Here is a 19,458-nt window from a genome sequence, read left to right on the forward strand (position 1 = left end):
AAGATGAAAAAGATATATATTACAGCGTTTGTGCTTTCGGCATTCTTTTTTACAGGATGTGCAGACGATTATTTAGATGTTGAGCAAACAGAGACTATTTCGACAAATGATACTGAGTTATATAATAATGATGCAGGAGCATCGCAGTTTGTAACTGCTATTTATAACAAGTTCTTAAATTGGGACATGACCTCTTTTGGTTGGATCGGATTATCAAGCATTACATCTGATGATGCTGATAAAGGGTCTTCAGCAGGAGATACCGGAACAGATAAAGATGTATTAGATGCTTTGACTTACAATGCTTCTAATCCTTCAGCGGAAAGTACTTTTATTGCTAATTATGATGGAATTAATAGATGCAATCAGGCCCTAAACATACTTCCAAAATTAGACAAAGTAGATTTGAACCTTAGAAGTAGACTTATTGGCGAAGCTAAGTTTTTAAGAGCTTTTATGTATTTTACTTTAGTAAAATGTTATGGTGGAGTGCCAATTGTAGATCATATACCATCTCCAAGTTCAGATTCAGACAAAATTATGCAGTTAACACGTAAAACGGCAGCAGAAGTTTACACTTTTATAGAAGCTGATTTAAATGATGCGATTGCTGCATTACCTGAAAAAACAGCTTATTCAGCTAATGAAAAATCAAGAGTTTCAAAAGGTGCAGCTTATGCTTTATTAGCTAAAGTAAGTTTATACCAAAAGAAATGGCAGCAAGTAATTGACAATTGTAATAAAGTTACAGGGTATGCACTTGTAAGTGATTATGCATCAATGTATAAAGCTACAGGAAAATTTGACTCTGAATCTATTTTCGAAATCTATGCACAAGGTGCTGTACCGGCAAAAGGTATTGAAGGTTATTCTAATACGCAAGGTGCTCGTGGTACAGGAGGCTGGGGCTGGGGCTTCAATACGCCATCTCAAAGCCTAGTAAATGCATATGAACCAGGTGACGTTAGAAAAGCAGCAACTATCATTTTTAGAGGGCAAACTTTATATGATGGAAGAGTAGTGCCAAATACGGTTGAAAACGAAAGATACAACTACAAAGCATACTCATCTGCTTATACAGATGCGTGGGAAACAGATGTTGATATTAAATACTTAAGATATGCTGAAGTTTTACTAATGAAAGCAGAGGCATCAAATGAATTAGGACAAACTTCTGCAGCAATTCCGTTATTGAATCAAATCAGAAACAGAGCTGGATTAGGAAATACAACCGCAAGTTCTCAGGCTGATGTTAGAACGGCAATCTGGAAAGAAAGAAGAGTTGAAATGGCTTTTGAGCACGATAGATTCTTTGATTTAGTGCGTACAGGTCAAGCTAAAGCTGCTTTTGCGGTTGATGGCAAAACTTTTACAGAAGGTAAAAATGAATTATTCCCAATTCCGGCATCATTCATCAAACAAGCTGGTGGTTTATCATCTCAAAATCCTGGTTACTAATCCTTAAATAATAAATAAAATGAAAAAAAATAAATCTATTTTATTACTTTCTTTTGCTTTGGCTTCACAAATTTTTGTAAGCTGTGAGGATAGTATAGATAAAGTTAATAGTCCAATTCCATACGAGTCAATTGGCGGATATGAAAATTCAGATGATGTTGCAGCTACTCATTTAGTATCTAAATTTAGTTTTGATGGTAATTTAAACGATAGCAAAAGTAATATTACAGGTCTTGTAGGTATGAATGTCGCATATGCTGATGGTGTAAAAGGAGATGCCTATCAAGGCTCTAGTTCTGTTGCAAGGTATGCTGTAGGAAATGCTACATCAAAAATTACCTCCTTAAATGATTACAGTATTTCATTTTGGATGAATACAGCTAATACTGTTCCTGATGGCGGAAGTCCAGGACAAGGAAAAGGAGCACAAGGTATTTTCTCAATTGTTAGACCAATGGAATTTTGGGGAGGAATTAATTTGTTCTTAGAAAATCCAGATAGCGCCAATCCAAATAGACTAAGATTAAAACTTGGAGTTGAAAACGGAAGAGCCGGAGTAGCATGGAGAGGACAAAGCGTAATTGTAAACCTTGATAATAGTCTAAATACTTGGGTACATATTGTTCTTGCCTATGATTCTAAAACTAGTACAATTAATTGTTATACTAACGGCTTACAAAGTGCAAATGTTAGTGGTTTCCCATTTGCTCCTGCTGCAGGAGTGGTTGGTACTGCAATTTGGTATGCTGATGATCCGGGAACTTATGACAACGTTAAAAATGCTCCAAAATATGGTGAATTTCAAATGGTTGGTACCAATGGTAAAGTTGTTTTTGGAAATCATCAATTCGAAACAACTCCTCCGTTAAATAATGGTTCTCAACAAGATTGGGCAACTAGTTACGCAGGATTAATGGATGAATTCAGAATTTATGATGCAGCACTTACAAGTAACGAAGTTTCAGCTTTATATAAGCTAGAAAAAGACAAAAGATAGATTTTTCAATTTACACCTGGAGTAAAATCCAGGTGTATTTTTTAGTTAATAATATTACAATTTTATAGAAATGAGAATAGGTTTATATATTATGCTATTCCTGAGCGCTTTTAGCTCTTGTTCATCATCTTCACCAGATGAAGGAAAAAGTGGAGGAACTCCATTACCGACAAATCCAACAACGCCGACTAAACCTTTGACTGATGCTGAAGCAATGGATCAGGTTCAAAAAGATGCAATAAAATATTTTTGGGATTATGCTGATCCGAATTCAAAATTGGCGAGAGAAAGATACTTGACAGAAGATCCAAGTTTTGAGTCAAATATTATAACTACAGGAGGATCTGGGTTTGGATTAATGTCTATTGTTGTAGGTGTAGAAAGAGGTTTTTTGCCAAGGGCTGAAGCTGTTTCTAGACTTGCTACAGCATTAACTTTCTTAGAAAATGCTGACCGTTTTCACGGTGCTTGGCCACATTGGATGGACAATAAAGCGGGCAAAGTTATACCATTTGGTACAAAAGATAATGGAGGAGATTTAGTTGAAACTTCTTTCGTTTGTCAAGCTTTAATCACGATTCGCGAATATTTTAAAGATGGAAGCACTTCTGAAAAAGCGTTAGCAGCAAAGGCTGATGAACTTTGGAAAGGTGTTGAATGGGATTGGTACACAAAAGGTGAAAATGCTTTATATTGGCACTGGTCGCCAAATTACGGCTGGGAAATGAACTTTAAGCTTGAAGGCTACAACGAGTGTTTGATTACTTACGTTATGGCCGCTTCATCTCCAACACATCCAATTTCTGCAGAAGCTTATCACCAAGCATGGGCGAGAAATGGGGCTATAGTCGATGGCAGATCACAATATGGAATTCCAGTAGTTTTAAATTATAATGGAGCTTCAGGAAATGTTGGGCCAATGTTTTGGTCGCACTATTCGTATTTAGGCTTAGATCCAAATATGTTAAAAGATAAATATGCTGATTATTGGCAGTTAACACAAAATCATGCTAAAATCATGGTTCAGTATAGTATTGCTAATCCAAAAGGATTTAAAGATTATTCAGATAAATGTTGGGGATTAACAGCAAGTTATACCCGTAATCCTGATGGAACAACTGGTTATACAGCGCATCAGCCAAATAATGACAACGGAGTTATTTCTCCAACTGCAGCATTGTCATCATTTCCTTATGCACCAACTGAAGCAATGAAGTTTTTACATTATTTATATGATGAAAATAGAACTAAATATGTTGGAATCGCAGGGCCTTATGATGCTTTTTCCCCTCAATATAATTGGGTAACGGCTCGTTATTTAGCAATCGATCAGGGTACTATTGCGCCAATGATTGAAAACTACCGAAGCGGTTTATTGTGGAAATTATTTATGAATGCGTCTGATACAAAACAAGGGTTGAAAAAACTTGGTTTCACGTCAGGTAAATACGGAATTTAATTACATCTAAATGAAATTTAAAGTAACGCTTCTAATCGTATTATTTTCGGCATTTGGTTTTTCACAAACCGTGACAACAGGTAAAATCAATACAATTGTAATGGCAAAGTACGAGCTTGGCTACGCATTTTATAAGCCTGTAGATACTAAAGAAAAGAAGCCTTTAATAGTTTTTATTTCGGGAGATGGTGAAAAGGGAACAGACATTGCAAAAGTAAAAATTCATGGCCCTTTAAATTATTTAAAAACACATCAATTAGATGCCTATGTTTTGGCTCCCCAATGCAAAGAAGATGAAAATTGGGATATAGAATCAATTTATCAGCTGATCTTAAAAATTCAGAAGGAAAACAATATTGATCCCGATCGAATATATGTTACAGGTTTAAGTTCTGGCGGATGGGCGACTTGGAATTTAGCACTTTCCTATCCAGATATGTTTGCTGCAGTTGTGCCTATTGCTGGTTTTGTAGATTTAATTCCGTTAGAAGGTGCTTGCAAAATTGCTAATGTTCCGACTAGAATTTATCACGGATTATTAGATGATGTTGTAAATGTTGATTGCGCGATTAGCATTTATAAAGAATTAAAAAAATGTAATGCTAAAGATGTAAAGCTGACCATTTTTGATGATGCGGGACATAATAGCTGGACAAGAGTTTATGATAATGCAGCAATCTACGATTGGATGCTGCAGCAGAAAAAAACGAATACGAACAAATAAATTAAATAGAATGAAAAACAAATTAGTCTTACTTTTTTTAGGATGTGCTGTTTTGGGTTACGCTCAAAAAAAGAGCACAAAAAGTACAGTGAAAATTAAACCTAAGTCAGAGTTTGTGGCAGAGTTAATGTCAAAAATGACATTAGAAGAAAAATTAGGACAGTTGAATTTACCAACATCTGGAGATATCACAACTGGTCAGGCAAATAGTTCAAATGTTGCAAAAAATATTGCTGAAGGTAAAGTAGGCGGTTTGTTCAATATTAAATCAGTCCAAAAAATTAAAGAAGTACAAAAAATTGCTGTTGAAAAAAGCCGTTTAAAAATTCCATTGCTTTTTGGTATGGATGTAATTCACGGTTACGAAACAACATTCCCAATTCCGTTAGGATTGTCTTGTACTTGGGATATGGCTTTAATTGAAAGAAGTGCTCAAATTGCAGCAAAGGAAGCAAGTGCTGACGGAATCAACTGGACATTTTCTCCAATGGTTGATATTTCTCGTGACCCAAGATGGGGAAGAGTTTCTGAAGGTTCAGGAGAAGATCCGTACTTGGGAAGCCAAATTGCAAAAGCAATGGTTAATGGTTACCAACAGCATGATCTTTCTAAAAATAATTCAATTTTAGCTTGTGTTAAACATTTTGCATTATATGGCGCTCCAGAAGCTGGTCGTGATTACAACACAGTTGATATGAGTCATATCCGAATGTTCAATGATTATTTTCCTCCATACAAAGCAGCGGTTGATGCTGGTGTAGGTTCAGTTATGGCATCTTTTAATGAAATTGACGGAATTCCAGCAACTGGAAACAAATGGTTAATGACAGATGTTTTGAGAAAAAAATGGGGTTTCAAAGGTTTTGTGGTAACAGATTTTACAGGAATTCCTGAAATGATCGAACACGGAATGGGTAATCTTCAAGATGTTTCAGCTTTGGCTTTAAATGCTGGTGTTGAAATGGATATGGTTGGAGAAGGTTTCTTAGGAACTTTAAAAAAATCATTAGACGAAAAAAGAGTTTCAATCGAAACAATCGACAATGCGGTTAAGCTTATTTTGGAAGCAAAATATGATTTAGGATTATTCCAAGATCCATATAAATATTGCGATGAAAAAAGAGCTAAAACTGAAATTTTTACAACAGACAGCAGAAAAGAGGCACGTCAGATTGCAGCACAATCATTGGTATTGTTAAAAAACCAAAATCAATTATTGCCTCTTAAAAAATCAGGAACAATTGGACTTATCGGGCCATTAGCAGATGCTAAAGAAAATATGCCAGGAACTTGGAGTGTGGCTACAAAAATGGAAAATGCAGTTTCATTATTAGCTGGAATTAAAGAAGTTGCTGGAGCCGGAACTAAAGTTTTGTATGCGAAAGGAAGCAACTTAGATTATGATGAAACTTTTGAAACCAACGCAACAATGTTTGGAAAAACATTACACCGTGATGGGCGTTCAAAAGAAGAATTATTGGCAGAAGCTTTAAAAGTTGCCAATCAGTCAGATGTAATTGTTGCAGCACTTGGAGAATCTGCAGAAATGAGCGGAGAATCAAGCAGTCGTACTAAGTTAGAAATTCCACAAGCACAAAAAGATTTATTAAACGCTTTATTAAAAACAGGAAAACCAGTTGTTTTAGTTTTATTTGACGGACGCCCGTTAGTAATTACTGACGAAGAAAAAACAGTTCCTGCGATCTTAAATGCATGGTTTGCTGGTACAGAAGCGGGTTATGCCATTGCTGATGTTTTATTTGGAGATGTGAATCCTTCTGGAAAATTAACTTCAACTTTTCCAAGAAGTGTTGGTCAATTGCCAATTTACTACGCACACAAGAATACAGGAAGACCACTTTCTAATACAGAAGGAAAATTCGAGAAGTTCAGATCAAATTATATTGACGAAAGAAACGAGCCTTTATTCCCATTCGGATTTGGTTTAAGCTACACCACTTTTGATTATTCAAACCTTAAAATTTCTTCTGATAAAATGAATTTCAGCGGTAAATTAAAAGTAACTGTAGATGTTGCTAATACAGGAAATTTTGACGGAAAAGAAACAGTTCAATTATACATTAGAGATTTAGTTGGTTCAGTAACAAGACCAGTTAGAGAATTGAAAGGTTTCCAAAAAATGGCACTTAAAAAAGGTGAAAAACAAACAGTAAGTTTTGATATTACTGTTGAAGATTTAAAATTTTATAATTCTGATTTGCAATTCGCAGCAGAACCTGGACAGTTTGATATTTTCGTTGGAGGAAATTCAACTGCCGACAAGAAAGTTAGTTTCGAGTTAACTAAATAGTTGGTTTATTGGTTAGTTAAGAGCCCTTCATATGGAGGGCTTTTTTTCTAAAATAAAGATTCACTTTTTAATTTTTCATCTATGAATACTTCTAAAATATCTCACGTTCTTTCTTTAATGTTAGTATTGGTTTTCGCTTCCTGCAATGTGCAGAAAAATGCAATTGTAGCGCATAGAGGAGCATGGAAAAAAAACAACTTTCCAGAAAACTCCATAGCTTCTTTAAGACATGCAATTGATTTAAAATTGCCGGGGTCAGAATTTGATGTTTGGCGCACTGCTGATGATTCATTGGTAATTAATCATGACGCACATTTTAATAAATTACTGATCGAAAAAACAAATTATTCTGATTTGATAAAGTTTAAATTATCAAATGGAGAAAAGCTTCCAACGCTTTATGAATACATTTCAGAAGGAATAAAAAACAATAAACAAACTCTTTTGGTTTGCGAAATAAAACCTTCGGAAATAAGCAAAGAGCGCGGAAAAGAAACGGCGATAAAAACGGTAGAAACAATCAAAAAACTTAAAGCCAATAAAAAAACATGCTACATAAGTTTTGACTACGATATTCTAAAGCAAATTAGAGCTATAGATTCAAAAACTTCTCTTCAATATTTGGAAGGGAATAAATCTCCAATCGAAGTTAAAGCCGATAACATTAATGGTGTTGATTATCATTATTCTGTTTTTAAAAAACATCCAGAATGGATAAAAGAAGCAAAGGACAGCAAAATTATTTTGAATGCCTGGACTGTAAATGAAACTGCTGATATGGATTGGATTATTGATCAAAAATTTGATTATATCACCACAAATGAACCAGAACTTTTAAAGGAAAGATTAAGCATAAAAAAATAATGTTTTGTCTTTTTCAAAAACAAATCAAATCATGAAAAAAATATATAAACAATTGAGACTGCCAATCGTATTGTGTTTGATTATTTTTAGCAACAGTATTTTGGCACAAAATGCAGGGGGAAAAACAGAATGGTTTGACCCAAATAAACCCGCAACAACCTATTGTAATCCAATAAATATTGGCTACAATTATACGACTTACAATCATAACGGAATTCCGTATTCACGCCGTTCTAGTGCTGACCCTGTTATTATTACGTACAAAGGCGAATATTATTTGTTTGCAACCAATCAGGCGGGCTTCTTTTGGAGCAAAGATATGTCTGACTGGAAATTTGTATACGGAAGCTTTCAGAGACAGCCGGCCGATGATGATCAATGCGCGCCTGCTGCATGGGTTGTAAATGATACTTTATTTTACGTTGGTTCAACTTGGAAAAGAGACCATCCAATCTGGAAAACAGCTGATCCAAAATCTGGAAGATGGACGCGTCACGTAGATAAAGCAATGCTTCCAACTTGGGATCCAGCGATTTTTCAGGACGATGACAAAAAAGTCTATATGTATTATGGTTCAAGCGGTAAATTGCCTCTTGTGGGAACAGAAGTTGATTATAATACATGGCTTCCAAAAGGAAATCAGGCAAATTATGCGCTATTATACAAAGCAACAGAAGTAGAGGATATTCAGCGTCCGTATGGGCAGATCAAAGAAGTTGCAATTCTAGATCCTTCAGTTCATGGTTGGGAGCGTTTTGGCCCAAATAACGACATGGAACCTGCGCCTTGGGGAAATTTCATTGAAGGCGCTTGGATGACAAAACATAACGGAAAATATTATATGCAATACGGTGCGCCGGCGACGGAGTTTAAAGGTTATGCAAATGGTGTTCACGTAGGAGATAATCCTCTGGGGCCGTTTACATACCAAAAACACAACCCAATGTCTTATAAACCTGGCGGATTTGTAATAGGAGCTGGACACGGAAATACATTTGCAGATAATTATGGAAATTACTGGAATACAGGAACCTGTAAAATATCAATAAAAGACCGTTTTGAACGTCGTATCGATATGTTTCCTGCCGGATTTGATAAAGATGATGTAATGTATTCTATTACAGCTTATGGAGATTTCCCGATTGTGCTGCCAACTGCGCAGCGTGATCAAACAAAAGGTGCTTCATCTGGCTGGATGCTGCTTTCGTATAAAAAGCCAGTGACTGTTTCTTCTTCAGAAGAATGTATGGAAGTTGAAACACATAGAATGGATAACGGAGGCAAAAAAGTCTATGAGAAATTCTGTTATGGAGCTGAGAATTTAACCGATGAAAACATCCAAACGTATTGGTCTGCCAAAACTAGTAATCCTGGTGAATGGCTGCAGATGGATTTAGGCAGAAAAATGGAAATAAATGCACTTCAGATTAATTATGCTGATCATAAAGCAACACAGTATAACAAAGCAATGGATATTTATTATCAATACAAAATATTCATGTCTGATGATGCTGTAAACTGGACTTTGGTTGTAGATAAATCTAAAAATGATAAAGATGTACCTCATGATTATGTTGAGCTTACCAAATCAATAAAAGCCCGCTACATCAAAATGGAAAACATTCATAATGCCTCTGGATTGTTTGCAATATCTGATTTCAGAGTTTTTGGAAATGGTTTAGCTGAAAAACCAAAAGCAGTGACTTCTTTTAAAGTGGACCGAAATAAAACGGATTCCCGAAATGCTATGATTTCTTGGAAAAAACAAAATGATGCCGTTGGATACAATATTTTTTACGGAATCGCTCCTGATAAATTGTACAATAGTATTATGGTTTACGGCGAGAATTCATATGATTTTAGAGGATTGGATAAAGGAACAAAATATTACTTCACCATTGAACCTTTTAACGAAAACGGCATTGGCACAAGGAATAAGCTTATTGAAGTAAAATAATTATAAGTGAATAAAATTTAAAAGCTCTGACAGCAAGTAAAAAATTGCGTCAGAGCTTTTTTTTTGAGAAAAGACTATAAAAAAAACACTGACAGGTCTAAAGAATTTTGTTCCTTTGTGAAACAACCCAAAAATGCTATAAATACCATGAAAAAAACGATTCTTTTAGCTGCTCTAGTTATAAACGGATTGACATCTTTTGCACAGTCAAATGATGAAAAAAACATTAAATTATTCTATAAAAAAGCTTTAACTGAAGCAAAGTGTTATACTTGGCTGGAGTATTTATCTAATGATATTGGAGCCCGTTTATCAGGTTCGCCAAGCGCAGCTCAGGCCGTTCAGTATACAAAAACACAATTAGAAAGTCTAGGTCTTGATAAAGTATATCTTCAGGAAGTTATGGTACCGCATTGGGTACGAGGCGAAAAAGAAACCGCGTATATCCTTGACGGAAAAGTGAAAACAGTTGTGCCAATTTGCGCTTTAGGAGCGTCAGTTGCAACTCCAAAAACAGGAATAACAGCTGAAGTTATAGAGGTTCAAAGCATTAAAGAATTGAATGAATTAGGTGAAAAAGTAAGAGGCAAAATTGTTTTTTACAACAGACCAATGAATCCAGAAAATATTGGAACTTTTGATTCTTACTCTGAGGCTGGAGATCAAAGAAGAATTGGAGCAAAAGAAGCTGCTAAATTTGGTGCAGTAGGAACTCTTGTACGATCACTGAATTTGCGTTTAGATGATTTTCCACATGCTGGAAATCAGAGTTATGGTGATTTGCCAAAAGCGCAATATATTCCTTGTGCTGCAATTAGTACAAATGGAGCTGAATTGTTGAGCAAAACTTTAAAAAGTAATCCAGGTTTAAAGTTCTATTTCAAACAATCTTGCGAAACTTTGCCAGATGTATTGTCTTATAACGTAATTGGAGAATTGACAGGAACTGTAACGCCAGAAAATATTATGGTTGTTGGCGGGCATCTTGATTCTTGGGATTTAGCTGACGGTTCTCATGACGACGGAGCAGGAGTAGTACAAAGTATGGAAGTGGTTCGTATTCTAAAAAACTTGAACTACAAACCTAAAAATACAATTCGTGTTGTCTTGTTTATGAATGAAGAGAACGGAGGAAAAGGTGGTGCGAAATATGAAGAAGTTTCAAAACAAAAAAACGAGAATCATATTTTTGCTTTAGAAAGTGATTCAGGCGGATTTACGCCAAGAGGATTTTCAATCGAAGCTGATGATGCAAACTTCAAAAAACTGCAAGGATATAAAGATCTTTTTGAGCCTTATTTAGTCCATAATTTTACAAAAGGACACGCAGGGTCAGATATTGAGCATTTAACTTCAAAAACGATTGTAAAAGCGGGTTTACAGCCAGATTCACAGCGTTATTTTGATTACCACCACGCGGCAAATGATAAATTTGATGCAATCAATAAAAGAGAATTAGAGCTTGGTGCAGCAACAATGACATCTTTAATTTATTTAGTTGATCAAAACGGAATAACACTTCCTGCTTCAAATTAAAATTCTTAAAATAGTATAAATAGGCTGTCATTTTTGACAGCCTATTTTTTTATATAAGAATCCCGTCAGGAGAGAATATTTAAAGCCTCATCACAATCAAATAATACATAAATGTGATTGGAATATTAGAAAGCAGCAATAAAATTTTAATACCTATTTCTTTTCGGTGTTGTGGCAAATGAATGAATTTATCAGTCAAATGAAAAAACATAATGAAGTTTACGATTATTACAGATAAAGCAAACGGCCATGCAATAACTAAAACATTCGGGCTTTCATTTGAAACAATGTATAGAATAAATAATACAGTTGTTATTATAAAAGAACCAACTGCCAGCTCGATTGATTGTTTTTCTTTGAAAGGGTTGTCATTAATTGTTTTCATAGTATTAAATTTTAAAAGCCTGTTGAATAGATTGAATTGGGATAAAAAGCATTTTTGAAAAATCTAAATAATGAAACGAAAACGCATTTTTTCCTTTTTTATACTGCTGGATGAAGTAATTTATTCGTTTAGGATAAAAAAGAGTTCCAGTTAAAATAACCATAGACAAATACAAACTTTTCTTTCCGTTTCCAAGCAGATAATACTGCATTCCAATTTCCTCATAAACAGAAACTCCTGTATTCGTTAGAACATGAATTATATCGTGATCTTCCAGTTTTTCCTGAATATCAAAATGATTATTGAAAAGAAAATTCCCTAAACCAAAACCTAAACTTTCTGTTGGATAATCCATTAGTTTGGCTTTGTCGATTTTCCAAGGTTCATTTTTCTTGATGTATTTTTGATATGGTTTTTTAGAACATTCATACAATTTCTCAATTAAATAATCTCTCATAAATGTGTTTTTTAAAAGTTCTTTGAGTTTCAAAGTGAAACAGTAAATAAAAAAAGCTAGAAATAATAACTCAACTAGCTTTTTAATATTTAGTAAGTGTCGATAACAGTTTTCAATAAATTGGAATCAGCAAGATCTGAAGGAGCAACGACTTTTTCTTCTAACGGAATAGCATTGCCATAACGCTCTTTTAATATTTTTTGAACTTGTGGATTTTCTAAATTAAATTCTTTTAATTCTCTCAGCTTTGATAATTCAATTCCAGCAGCATTTTTATATATTTTCCAAACCAATTCAGAGCAGTAGATTCTATTGTCAGTCCATTCAAAATAAGCATCATATTCTTTACCATCAAATTGCTGGCTGTATTCTTTCATTTTTTGGAGAACTTCAGGTTTCAGGATACTGTCATTCTTCAATCTTTTAACTACATATTTACTGTCTCGTCCATGTTTAACCCAATCTTCAAGTGGAGTCAATTTTACAGGCTGAAGAGCTTCAAAAACAAACCATTTTCCGTTAATATCATAAATTATCCCACAGTGCGAAAACTTAGAATTAGTTGCGATGCGAACCGCTTTGCATTGTTTGGATTCTGAAGTTTGAAAAATAATATCACCATCTTTAAGTTTACTTGTAGCTGTATTTTCTATTTTGGTTTTCGAAAAAGGATTATTTGGAAAAACAGACATTGCTATAAATAAAGCCAAACCAAAACTTAATAGAAATGTAATTCCAAGAAACAGATATTTTTGTTTTTTCATCTTTTTATTTTTGAATGCTAAAAGTACTTTATAAAGTATTATGTCAATTATTTTTTAAATATTTTGACAAACACAAAAAGAACTTTGAATTGCAAAGTAAGTAATAAAAAAAATAGCTGCCAAATAAATGACAGCTATTTTATATGAAATAGTATGTAGAATATAAAGTCCTATTTTAAATAGTCTTCAATCCTTTTGACTTTACGACTTTAAACTTTCGACTTACTTAAATTCTAAAAATACCGCCTACAGCAATAATTCTCTGAAAAAAGAAAAAGTGCTGAGAAGCTTTATCATCATTGCTTATTGTAGTTTTAATATCTTGCATGTCAATATAACCACCTTTTAGCTCACCTTGAAGGTAAAAATGTTTAAAGAAAGTAAAGTTGATTCCAGCTTTTGCAGAAACACCAAAACCAGAAACATGAAAATCATCATGACGTTCTTTTCCTAATAAAGTTGTATTTGTTTTTGGGTATAAAATTCCAGCTCCTAAACCTTCAGTTAAGTTAATTTGAACCTTATCTATATTTGGCAAACCAAACCATTTTGAAATATCGTCATGTCTGGAAACCTCAGTATTAATATAGTTCAAACCATCTGTATGTTCGTACATTAAAAAAGCAGGACCGTTAGCCGGAGTAGCACCGTTATCATAACCACCTTCCTGAGCACCACCTTGCGACATATCTACAGGAGTATTATTATAAACTCCATTGTAAATAGACCCCGGTTGATCAGCAGGTAAATTAATATAACCAGTAACATTAGCAGTCTGAGCCTGAGTCATTACATATTTCATGTGGTCAACTCCAATTGTTACACTGTAGTGATCACTAAAAAAATAACCTAATCTCAAATTTGTCTGAGGAATTGTCATTTTTGCTGGGTTAACATAATCAACATGCCAGCCTTTTGGCTTATCATGCGCATCCATATCAGCTACCGTAAAGTTGTAATCTTTCCCTCTAAAGTTTACATCAGATTTTGTGTAACTATCTCTATTTCCTCCCCATGAAACAAAGAATTTACCTTTGTTATGAGCAGTGTATTTTTCTACTGGAATTTCGCTCTGTGCAAAAGTGTTTAATGAAACACAAGCCAGAAGGAAAAATAAAATTTTTGTTTTCAAAGAACTTAAGTATTATAAATTTAGAATGAATTAATCGTTTTTCTAATAGCAACTAATTTTGTCATCAAGCCTTCAAAATAGTCTAAATGAAGCATATTAGCGCCATCACTTTTTGCATTTGCAGGATCGAAGTGAGTTTCGATAAAAATACCATCAACACCAACAGCAATACCAGCTTTAGCAACTGTTTCAATCATATCTGGTCTTCCTCCAGTTACACCTGCAGTTTGATTTGGCTGTTGCAAAGAGTGCGTTACATCTAAAACCGTAGACGCATACTGCTGCATAGTAGGAATTCCTCTAAAATCAACAATCATGTCTTGGTAACCAAACATAGTCCCGCGATCAGTAACCATAACATTTTCATTATTACAGTCTAAAACTTTCTGAACCGCATGTTTCATGCTTTCCGGACTCATAAATTGTCCTTTTTTCAAATTTACTACTTTTCCAGTATTAGCAGCAGCCACAACAAGATCTGTCTGACGAACTAAAAATGCAGGAATCTGTAAAACATCAACATATTGAGCTGCCATGTCAGCATCCTCGTTTGTGTGAATATCAGTAACAGTTGGAACGTGAAAAGTCTCTGAAACTTTTCTTAAAATTTTTAAAGCTTTTTCGTCGCCAATTCCAGAAAAACTGTCAATTCTAGAACGATTAGCTTTTTTAAAAGATCCTTTAAATACATAAGGAATCTGAAGATTGTCGGTAATACCAACTAATTTTTCAGCAATTCTAAGAGCCATTTCTTCTCCTTCAATAGCGCAAGGTCCCGCTAATAAAAAGAAATTTCCGCTGTCAGTATGCTTAATTTGTGGAATATGTTGTATGTTCATAATATGATTTTTTGACAGTGCAAAGGTAGTTATGATTTATGAATAGCTGATGAAGATTTAAGATTATTTTATGAAGCTAATCCTGCTATCCGTTTCAATATTTTTCTCTAAAACATTTTTTTCCAAAGTCTGTTCAGGAGCTTCCTCCGGTCGCTCTGCCCAGCCAGGAAAAAATAAGTTTTAGAGCAAAATGATTTTCACTTCTATCAGGGCTATAACTTTAGTCGAATTAAGAAAATTTAAGTTAATTTTAGATTTCTTACTATTTCAGTTTTATAAATCTTTGAAATTAAACTCCGTTTCAAGAATAGTTTTCAAGTCTTCATCGTCAAATGAAGCAATTTTGGTTTTACCATTAATTATTGACTTCACTGAATTTTTAAATAATATTTTTTTACCCAGTTGATTTGGTAAAACAACAATTAAATTCTGAACAAAAAACGAATCAGGATGCGAGTAATTGTAATAATTCGCAGGTTTAAAATCGATCCATCTTTGAGGTGTGAGATTGAAAGAGTACAAATTTGACCATTCTTTTCCAACTAAAATTTGAAGCAAATATTCGTCATCTTCAGTTTTGACTAAAGTAAATGTGTCAGAATCATGCTTTATTTCTTTTCCAATTTCACTCATTTTTAAAGGCTCCCGAATACTATTTCCGCCAAAACCTAAATCAATTAGATAATCTTCGTTTTCGATAGTTGCAATAATTCCGAAATGAGTTTTAGCATTTTCTCCCGGATTGACCATTGGTCGCGCCGCAATATAATAATGCGGAATTCCGATTTCTTGAAGTGCCAAAGAAAATATTCCATTAATCTGATAGCAGTAACCACCACGATTTTTATTGATAATTTGATCTACAATATCATCACCAGCGAGAGAAATAATTTTCCCAGCCTGAACATCAATATTTTCAAACGGAACAGTAAATAATTGCGACTGCATTAATTTTTTGATGCCTGCAAAATTTAATTCAACTTCTCCTGAAAATTTGATTCTTTTTAAATACTGCTGTAAATTGAAACTTGGCGCTTCAATTTTATATTGATTTTTTGATTGTTTCATTGCAACTTATTTTATTAGTTTCATTTCATCTTGAAACTCAAATTCATAAAAAACTCATTATTGAGTTTATGTAAAGTTACAAATTCTAAAGCAGCAAGAAAATCTTCGTAATTGATTAAAAAAAAATTAAGCAAATTTTTTACTTTGGTAGTAAAACCTCAAAAAAAGGGTTTGTCCGAGAAAAAATAAAATGGAAATGAAAATATTCAAGAGAACAATAATCTGAATACAATTTATGAAGTCTTTAGGTTTGATGGAGTCAGGGCTAATTAATTCATAAAGACTAAATCTTCCAACAAAAATTGCGGGAATGGTTAACAAAAGATGAATCAAAAACTTTTTGAAGTTGATTTCGTACTGTATTTGTGAGAGTTTCCAATAGCAGATTGTAACTATTAGGAGAATTAAAAACTTAATTAAATTTGAAACAATTTGACCAGGAACAATTGTGGTGTGCCAGCCGGGAATAATTGAAAATAAAGCATCAGAATTGATGAAGAAAACAGCAATGTGGTACGGAAAAACAATTAAACATAAAATGGCAAAAGTTAAAAATGAAGTTTTAGTTTTAATCATAAAATTAGATTTTGACTTTCCTATCTTTTGATTTTTTTATGAAATATTGAATAAAAATAACGGTAAATAGAGCACCAGCTAAAAGTATAATGAGTGTAGCAAGGCCAACAAATGCCATTCCGCATCTGTTTGAATTAGGATATTGTTCTAGATATTTTGAAAAATTCTGAGTGGCAATATAAAATGAAAGAATCGAAAATGTAATTTGCAGAATTATATTTATTATAAATACAGTTTTGAACTTCAATAAAAGAGGCTTGAAAATTGCCAAGGTTCCAAATGTTAACTGAAACAATAAAGGCAAAACGATTAAAATCAGCGGTGTTGTTCCTAACATATTATGTTCGTAAATTTTGAACTGTAAATTAATTTAATACTCTTTCTTTAATCCCAATCCCATCGGAACCATTAAAATTCCTTTTTCATAAACATTCAAATAAAGTGTGACAGGTTTCTTTTGTCCTTCCCAAGTTAATTCATAAACATTTAAAAAGCCTGCTCCCATATCACTTCTTTTTGTTGGAAAAGGACAGCAAGTTTCTAAGCGTTTATAAGTGATTTTTTCTCCGTTTGGACCAGTAAGAGCGTTTAAAAAACGAGTTTCGTTAAGCGTTTCGTCTTTGGTATTTCTGTAAAAAATATTTACTGGATAATCAGGGTGATAGCCATATTTTTTGTCTTTGGAAAAAAGCGTAATGGCAAACGTATTGTCTTTCTTCAAAATTAAATCAGGAGCATTGTCATCTACATTTTTCAATGTCGACTTTGTACTCATGCAAGATGATGCAGTAATTATTAAAATTAAAAAAAAGAGTGTTTTTTTCATGGTTTATGTTATTTGGTCATGCAAATTTAAAAGGTTTTTCGGTCACTTCTAATAGCTATCATATAAATGATTCTAAAGTTAAGGAATCTATTATGCCTTTTTTGGATTTAGTTTCAATATGCCAATTACAATCAGATATTGTGCCACAAGATACGTCAGCATAATAAAAAAAGAACTTTTTTCAACTGGCGTATAGAATTTGTTTACGGCCAAAATACTATCTGAAATCACAAATACAATTGCCCCTGAAAAAACGTATAAATTTCCTGGTTTTGCCCATATTAAATAGCCGTTATATGCAAACAAAAGCATTATTGAAATGACTGTTGCATATACCATTACCGGAATTTTTAAATCGCCTAAAGAAGGCAGTAAAACAGAAAGCATTCCGATTAAATATAATGCAATAAAAACACTTCCAATTCCGAAAAGAACTAGATTTCTTTTGATTTCGCCTTTATTTTGTTTGTTGAATAAAACGCAGTACGTAATATGCGAGATAAGGAACGAAACTAATCCTAAAATAAAATAGATTTCACCTAAATCTGTAAAAAGCAAAATAACATCGCCAACCCATGAAAACAGCAAAGCAAGAAGCAGGATGTTTTTTGTTGGAAAATTTCGGTAAAAGTAGATTCCAAAACTCAATAACGGAATCAATAATGGCTTTAAAAATAAATCTAAATTTTCGTAGCCTAAAAATAAAATAAGAAGATAAACGATGCTGAAAGCGCTATAAATTTTAAAATAGGTTGCGTTTCTCATAAATGGTTAAGTAAATTAGCAGTTTGGGTCATGGATCTTTTAAAATCTATAGTAACAAAATAAATTGTGGTTAAAAACGATAAAGCCAAATAGGCTGAAATGATGTAATTTCCTGCTGGAAAAATAGTATTTAAACCAAACCAGTCTCCGTAATACAATATGATGCCACTGAAAACTGCAAAACGCAATCCTTCCCAAAAAATAGCATATTTATTTTTATCCATCAATTCGGTGTAACTGTAAATCGTTATCAGAATAAAAAATCCGTATACAAAGATATTTGGAAGACCAATTTTAGCAATATTGTCAAATAAATAGCTCACAAACAAAAGAGTGATTAGCATTTGCGTCAAAGACCAATAAATAAGCTTTTGAGAGTTTTGTGTTCCGTACTTGTCAAAAGCAAAAACATTTTCAATTTTGTTTACCGGATATTTTTCTTCGAAGTTTTCTGGACGCCAGCCCGTTGGTTTAAACCAGATAGTAAGTTTATCTTTCCAATTTTCGGCGCGCCAGGCATCTTTTATCAATAAAGTTAAATGCTGAAAATTAATTTTTACAGGATTCCAAGTATTTGCCGGTCTTGTAATGCCAAAAACAGGAGGAACATCATCTAATTCGGCCTGAAAAGTTCCAAAAAGCTTATCCCAGAAAATAAAAATCTGAGAATGGTTTTTATCTAAATATTCTGGGTTTATGGCATGATGCACACGATGATGCGAAGGCGTTACAATAATATGCTCCAGAATCCCCATTTTTTTGATGTGTTTGGTATGATACCAAAACTGTAAAAACAAATGAAGTGGCAATGTGATTGCGATTACAGAAGCTGGAACACCAAGAAGCGCAGCAGGAATTAATAAAAAAGTAAAAAGATTGACTAAACTTGCAATTGGTTGACGAAGCGCACAGGCCAAATTAAATTCTTCACTGCTGTGATGAATAGCATGTTTGTTCCAAAGAAAATTGATTTGATGCGCTAAGCGATGGCTCCAATAACCATAAAAATCAATAACAAAAAAGGCAATGAAATAGGAGAGGACGCTTGGTTCTAAATGCTGTAAAGCAATTTTTGAAACCAGCCATTCATATGAAAGAAAAGTAATACTTAAGCCCAAAACATCTTTAACTGAATTGGTAATTCCGGAACTAATACTCGATACGCTGTCTATTAAAGGGGCAGTATCGTTTTTTTTATATATGCCGTATAACTTTTCAATTATGATTAAAGTTAAAAAAACCGGCATGGCAATAATTAGTATTTTTCCATATTCTTCCATAAAAAAAGCATTCTATTTTATTCAAATATAAAATAAAATAGAATGCTTTTTAAATTATTT

General features: G+C 33.5%; 19 protein-coding genes. 8 read left to right on the top strand and 11 right to left on the bottom strand.

Features of this window, described 5'->3' with window-relative positions:
• Positions 1–3: 3 nt before the first annotated feature.
• The 8 genes from EV145_RS13980 (at position 4) to EV145_RS14015 (ending at position 11,306) form a co-directional block, all read left to right on the top strand.
• The gene (locus tag EV145_RS13980; RefSeq protein WP_133525817.1) at positions 4–1,458 is read left to right on the top strand and encodes a RagB/SusD family nutrient uptake outer membrane protein; all 1,455 of its coding nucleotides are present in this window, start codon (positions 4–6) and stop codon (positions 1,456–1,458) included.
• A 19-nt stretch (positions 1,459–1,477) separates the two neighbouring features.
• Entirely contained in the window at positions 1,478–2,455 is a 978-nt protein-coding gene (locus EV145_RS13985; RefSeq protein ID WP_133525818.1) for a LamG-like jellyroll fold domain-containing protein, read from the top strand.
• 70 nt (positions 2,456–2,525) lie between these two features.
• Positions 2,526–3,914 carry a glucoamylase family protein gene (locus tag EV145_RS13990; RefSeq protein WP_133525819.1) on the top strand — a complete coding sequence of 463 codons (1,389 nt, stop codon included), beginning with the start codon at positions 2,526–2,528 and terminating at the stop codon, positions 3,912–3,914.
• A gap of 10 nt (positions 3,915–3,924) precedes the next feature.
• On the top strand, positions 3,925–4,638 hold the full coding sequence (locus tag EV145_RS13995) for a prolyl oligopeptidase family serine peptidase (protein ID WP_133525820.1): 714 nt from the start codon (positions 3,925–3,927) through the stop codon (positions 4,636–4,638).
• Between the two features lie 10 nt (positions 4,639–4,648).
• Positions 4,649–6,949 (top strand): beta-glucosidase BglX, encoded by a 2,301-nt coding sequence (bglX, locus tag EV145_RS14000; protein WP_133525821.1) that lies wholly within the window; start codon positions 4,649–4,651, stop codon positions 6,947–6,949.
• A gap of 81 nt (positions 6,950–7,030) precedes the next feature.
• Positions 7,031–7,813 carry a glycerophosphodiester phosphodiesterase family protein gene (locus EV145_RS14005; protein WP_133525822.1) on the top strand — a complete coding sequence of 261 codons (783 nt, stop codon included), beginning with the start codon at positions 7,031–7,033 and terminating at the stop codon, positions 7,811–7,813.
• A gap of 31 nt (positions 7,814–7,844) precedes the next feature.
• The gene (locus tag EV145_RS14010) at positions 7,845–9,770 is read left to right on the top strand and encodes a discoidin domain-containing protein (protein WP_133525823.1); all 1,926 of its coding nucleotides are present in this window, start codon (positions 7,845–7,847) and stop codon (positions 9,768–9,770) included.
• A gap of 147 nt (positions 9,771–9,917) precedes the next feature.
• Entirely contained in the window at positions 9,918–11,306 is a 1,389-nt protein-coding gene (locus tag EV145_RS14015; RefSeq protein WP_133525824.1) for a M20/M25/M40 family metallo-hydrolase, read from the top strand.
• A 79-nt stretch (positions 11,307–11,385) separates the two neighbouring features.
• Here the strand turns inward: EV145_RS14015 and EV145_RS14020 are convergent, their stop codons facing one another.
• From EV145_RS14020 to EV145_RS14070, 11 genes are all read right to left on the bottom strand, one after another.
• Positions 11,386–11,691 carry a hypothetical protein gene (locus EV145_RS14020; RefSeq protein WP_133525825.1) on the bottom strand — a complete coding sequence of 102 codons (306 nt, stop codon included), beginning with the start codon at positions 11,689–11,691 and terminating at the stop codon, positions 11,386–11,388.
• A gap of 4 nt (positions 11,692–11,695) precedes the next feature.
• A complete protein-coding gene (locus EV145_RS14025; protein WP_133525826.1) occupies positions 11,696–12,148 on the bottom strand; it encodes a hypothetical protein in 453 nt (150 codons plus the stop codon).
• 89 nt (positions 12,149–12,237) lie between these two features.
• Complete coding sequence (locus EV145_RS14030; protein WP_133525827.1) at positions 12,238–12,912, bottom strand: YiiX family permuted papain-like enzyme; 675 nt, start codon at positions 12,910–12,912, stop codon at positions 12,238–12,240.
• A gap of 226 nt (positions 12,913–13,138) precedes the next feature.
• Positions 13,139–14,044, bottom strand: coding sequence for a hypothetical protein (locus EV145_RS14035; RefSeq protein WP_133525828.1), 906 nt, complete (start codon positions 14,042–14,044; stop codon positions 13,139–13,141).
• A 20-nt stretch (positions 14,045–14,064) separates the two neighbouring features.
• Positions 14,065–14,883 carry a 3-deoxy-8-phosphooctulonate synthase gene (gene kdsA, locus EV145_RS14040; protein ID WP_133525829.1) on the bottom strand — a complete coding sequence of 273 codons (819 nt, stop codon included), beginning with the start codon at positions 14,881–14,883 and terminating at the stop codon, positions 14,065–14,067.
• Positions 14,884–15,156: 273 nt separating this feature from the next.
• Positions 15,157–15,951 carry an arylamine N-acetyltransferase family protein gene (locus EV145_RS14045; RefSeq protein ID WP_133525830.1) on the bottom strand — a complete coding sequence of 265 codons (795 nt, stop codon included), beginning with the start codon at positions 15,949–15,951 and terminating at the stop codon, positions 15,157–15,159.
• 126 nt (positions 15,952–16,077) lie between these two features.
• On the bottom strand, positions 16,078–16,527 hold the full coding sequence (locus EV145_RS22540; RefSeq protein ID WP_133525831.1) for a hypothetical protein: 450 nt from the start codon (positions 16,525–16,527) through the stop codon (positions 16,078–16,080).
• Between the two features lie 4 nt (positions 16,528–16,531).
• Positions 16,532–16,864, bottom strand: coding sequence for a hypothetical protein (locus tag EV145_RS14055; protein ID WP_133525832.1), 333 nt, complete (start codon positions 16,862–16,864; stop codon positions 16,532–16,534).
• Positions 16,865–16,897: 33 nt separating this feature from the next.
• Positions 16,898–17,353, bottom strand: a complete 456-nt coding sequence (locus EV145_RS14060) for a 2-dehydro-3-deoxyphosphooctonate aldolase (protein WP_133525833.1) — start codon at positions 17,351–17,353, stop codon at positions 16,898–16,900.
• A 90-nt stretch (positions 17,354–17,443) separates the two neighbouring features.
• Positions 17,444–18,118 (bottom strand): lysoplasmalogenase, encoded by a 675-nt coding sequence (locus EV145_RS14065; RefSeq protein ID WP_133525834.1) that lies wholly within the window; start codon positions 18,116–18,118, stop codon positions 17,444–17,446.
• On the bottom strand, positions 18,115–19,398 hold the full coding sequence (locus EV145_RS14070; protein WP_133525835.1) for a sterol desaturase family protein: 1,284 nt from the start codon (positions 19,396–19,398) through the stop codon (positions 18,115–18,117). The genes EV145_RS14065 and EV145_RS14070 overlap by 4 nt, the downstream gene beginning before the upstream one ends.
• Positions 19,399–19,458: the final 60 nt, after the last annotated feature.

The sequence above is a fragment of the Flavobacterium sp. 245 genome (genome assembly GCF_004362055.1).
Taxonomy (GTDB): Bacteria; Bacteroidota; Bacteroidia; order Flavobacteriales; family Flavobacteriaceae; genus Flavobacterium.

What these genes read in the sequence shown, in the direction of transcription:
- EV145_RS13980 (WP_133525817.1), top strand. Translation starts at nt 4, where the DNA reads ATGAAAAAGATATATATTACAGCGTTTGTGCTTTCGGCATTCTTTTTT.
- EV145_RS13985 (WP_133525818.1), top strand. Translation starts at nt 1,478, where the DNA reads ATGAAAAAAAATAAATCTATTTTATTACTTTCTTTTGCTTTGGCTTCA.
- EV145_RS13990 (WP_133525819.1), top strand. Translation starts at nt 2,526, where the DNA reads ATGAGAATAGGTTTATATATTATGCTATTCCTGAGCGCTTTTAGCTCT.
- EV145_RS13995 (WP_133525820.1), top strand. Translation starts at nt 3,925, where the DNA reads ATGAAATTTAAAGTAACGCTTCTAATCGTATTATTTTCGGCATTTGGT.
- bglX (WP_133525821.1), top strand. Translation starts at nt 4,649, where the DNA reads ATGAAAAACAAATTAGTCTTACTTTTTTTAGGATGTGCTGTTTTGGGT.
- EV145_RS14005 (WP_133525822.1), top strand. Translation starts at nt 7,031, where the DNA reads ATGAATACTTCTAAAATATCTCACGTTCTTTCTTTAATGTTAGTATTG.
- EV145_RS14010 (WP_133525823.1), top strand. Translation starts at nt 7,845, where the DNA reads ATGAAAAAAATATATAAACAATTGAGACTGCCAATCGTATTGTGTTTG.
- EV145_RS14015 (WP_133525824.1), top strand. Translation starts at nt 9,918, where the DNA reads ATGAAAAAAACGATTCTTTTAGCTGCTCTAGTTATAAACGGATTGACA.
- EV145_RS14020 (WP_133525825.1), bottom strand. Translation starts at nt 11,691, where the DNA reads ATGAAAACAATTAATGACAACCCTTTCAAAGAAAAACAATCAATCGAG.
- EV145_RS14025 (WP_133525826.1), bottom strand. Translation starts at nt 12,148, where the DNA reads ATGAGAGATTATTTAATTGAGAAATTGTATGAATGTTCTAAAAAACCA.
- EV145_RS14030 (WP_133525827.1), bottom strand. Translation starts at nt 12,912, where the DNA reads ATGAAAAAACAAAAATATCTGTTTCTTGGAATTACATTTCTATTAAGT.
- kdsA (WP_133525829.1), bottom strand. Translation starts at nt 14,883, where the DNA reads ATGAACATACAACATATTCCACAAATTAAGCATACTGACAGCGGAAAT.
- EV145_RS14045 (WP_133525830.1), bottom strand. Translation starts at nt 15,951, where the DNA reads ATGAAACAATCAAAAAATCAATATAAAATTGAAGCGCCAAGTTTCAAT.
- EV145_RS22540 (WP_133525831.1), bottom strand. Translation starts at nt 16,527, where the DNA reads ATGATTAAAACTAAAACTTCATTTTTAACTTTTGCCATTTTATGTTTA.
- EV145_RS14055 (WP_133525832.1), bottom strand. Translation starts at nt 16,864, where the DNA reads ATGTTAGGAACAACACCGCTGATTTTAATCGTTTTGCCTTTATTGTTT.
- EV145_RS14060 (WP_133525833.1), bottom strand. Translation starts at nt 17,353, where the DNA reads ATGAAAAAAACACTCTTTTTTTTAATTTTAATAATTACTGCATCATCT.
- EV145_RS14065 (WP_133525834.1), bottom strand. Translation starts at nt 18,118, where the DNA reads ATGAGAAACGCAACCTATTTTAAAATTTATAGCGCTTTCAGCATCGTT.
- EV145_RS14070 (WP_133525835.1), bottom strand. Translation starts at nt 19,398, where the DNA reads ATGGAAGAATATGGAAAAATACTAATTATTGCCATGCCGGTTTTTTTA.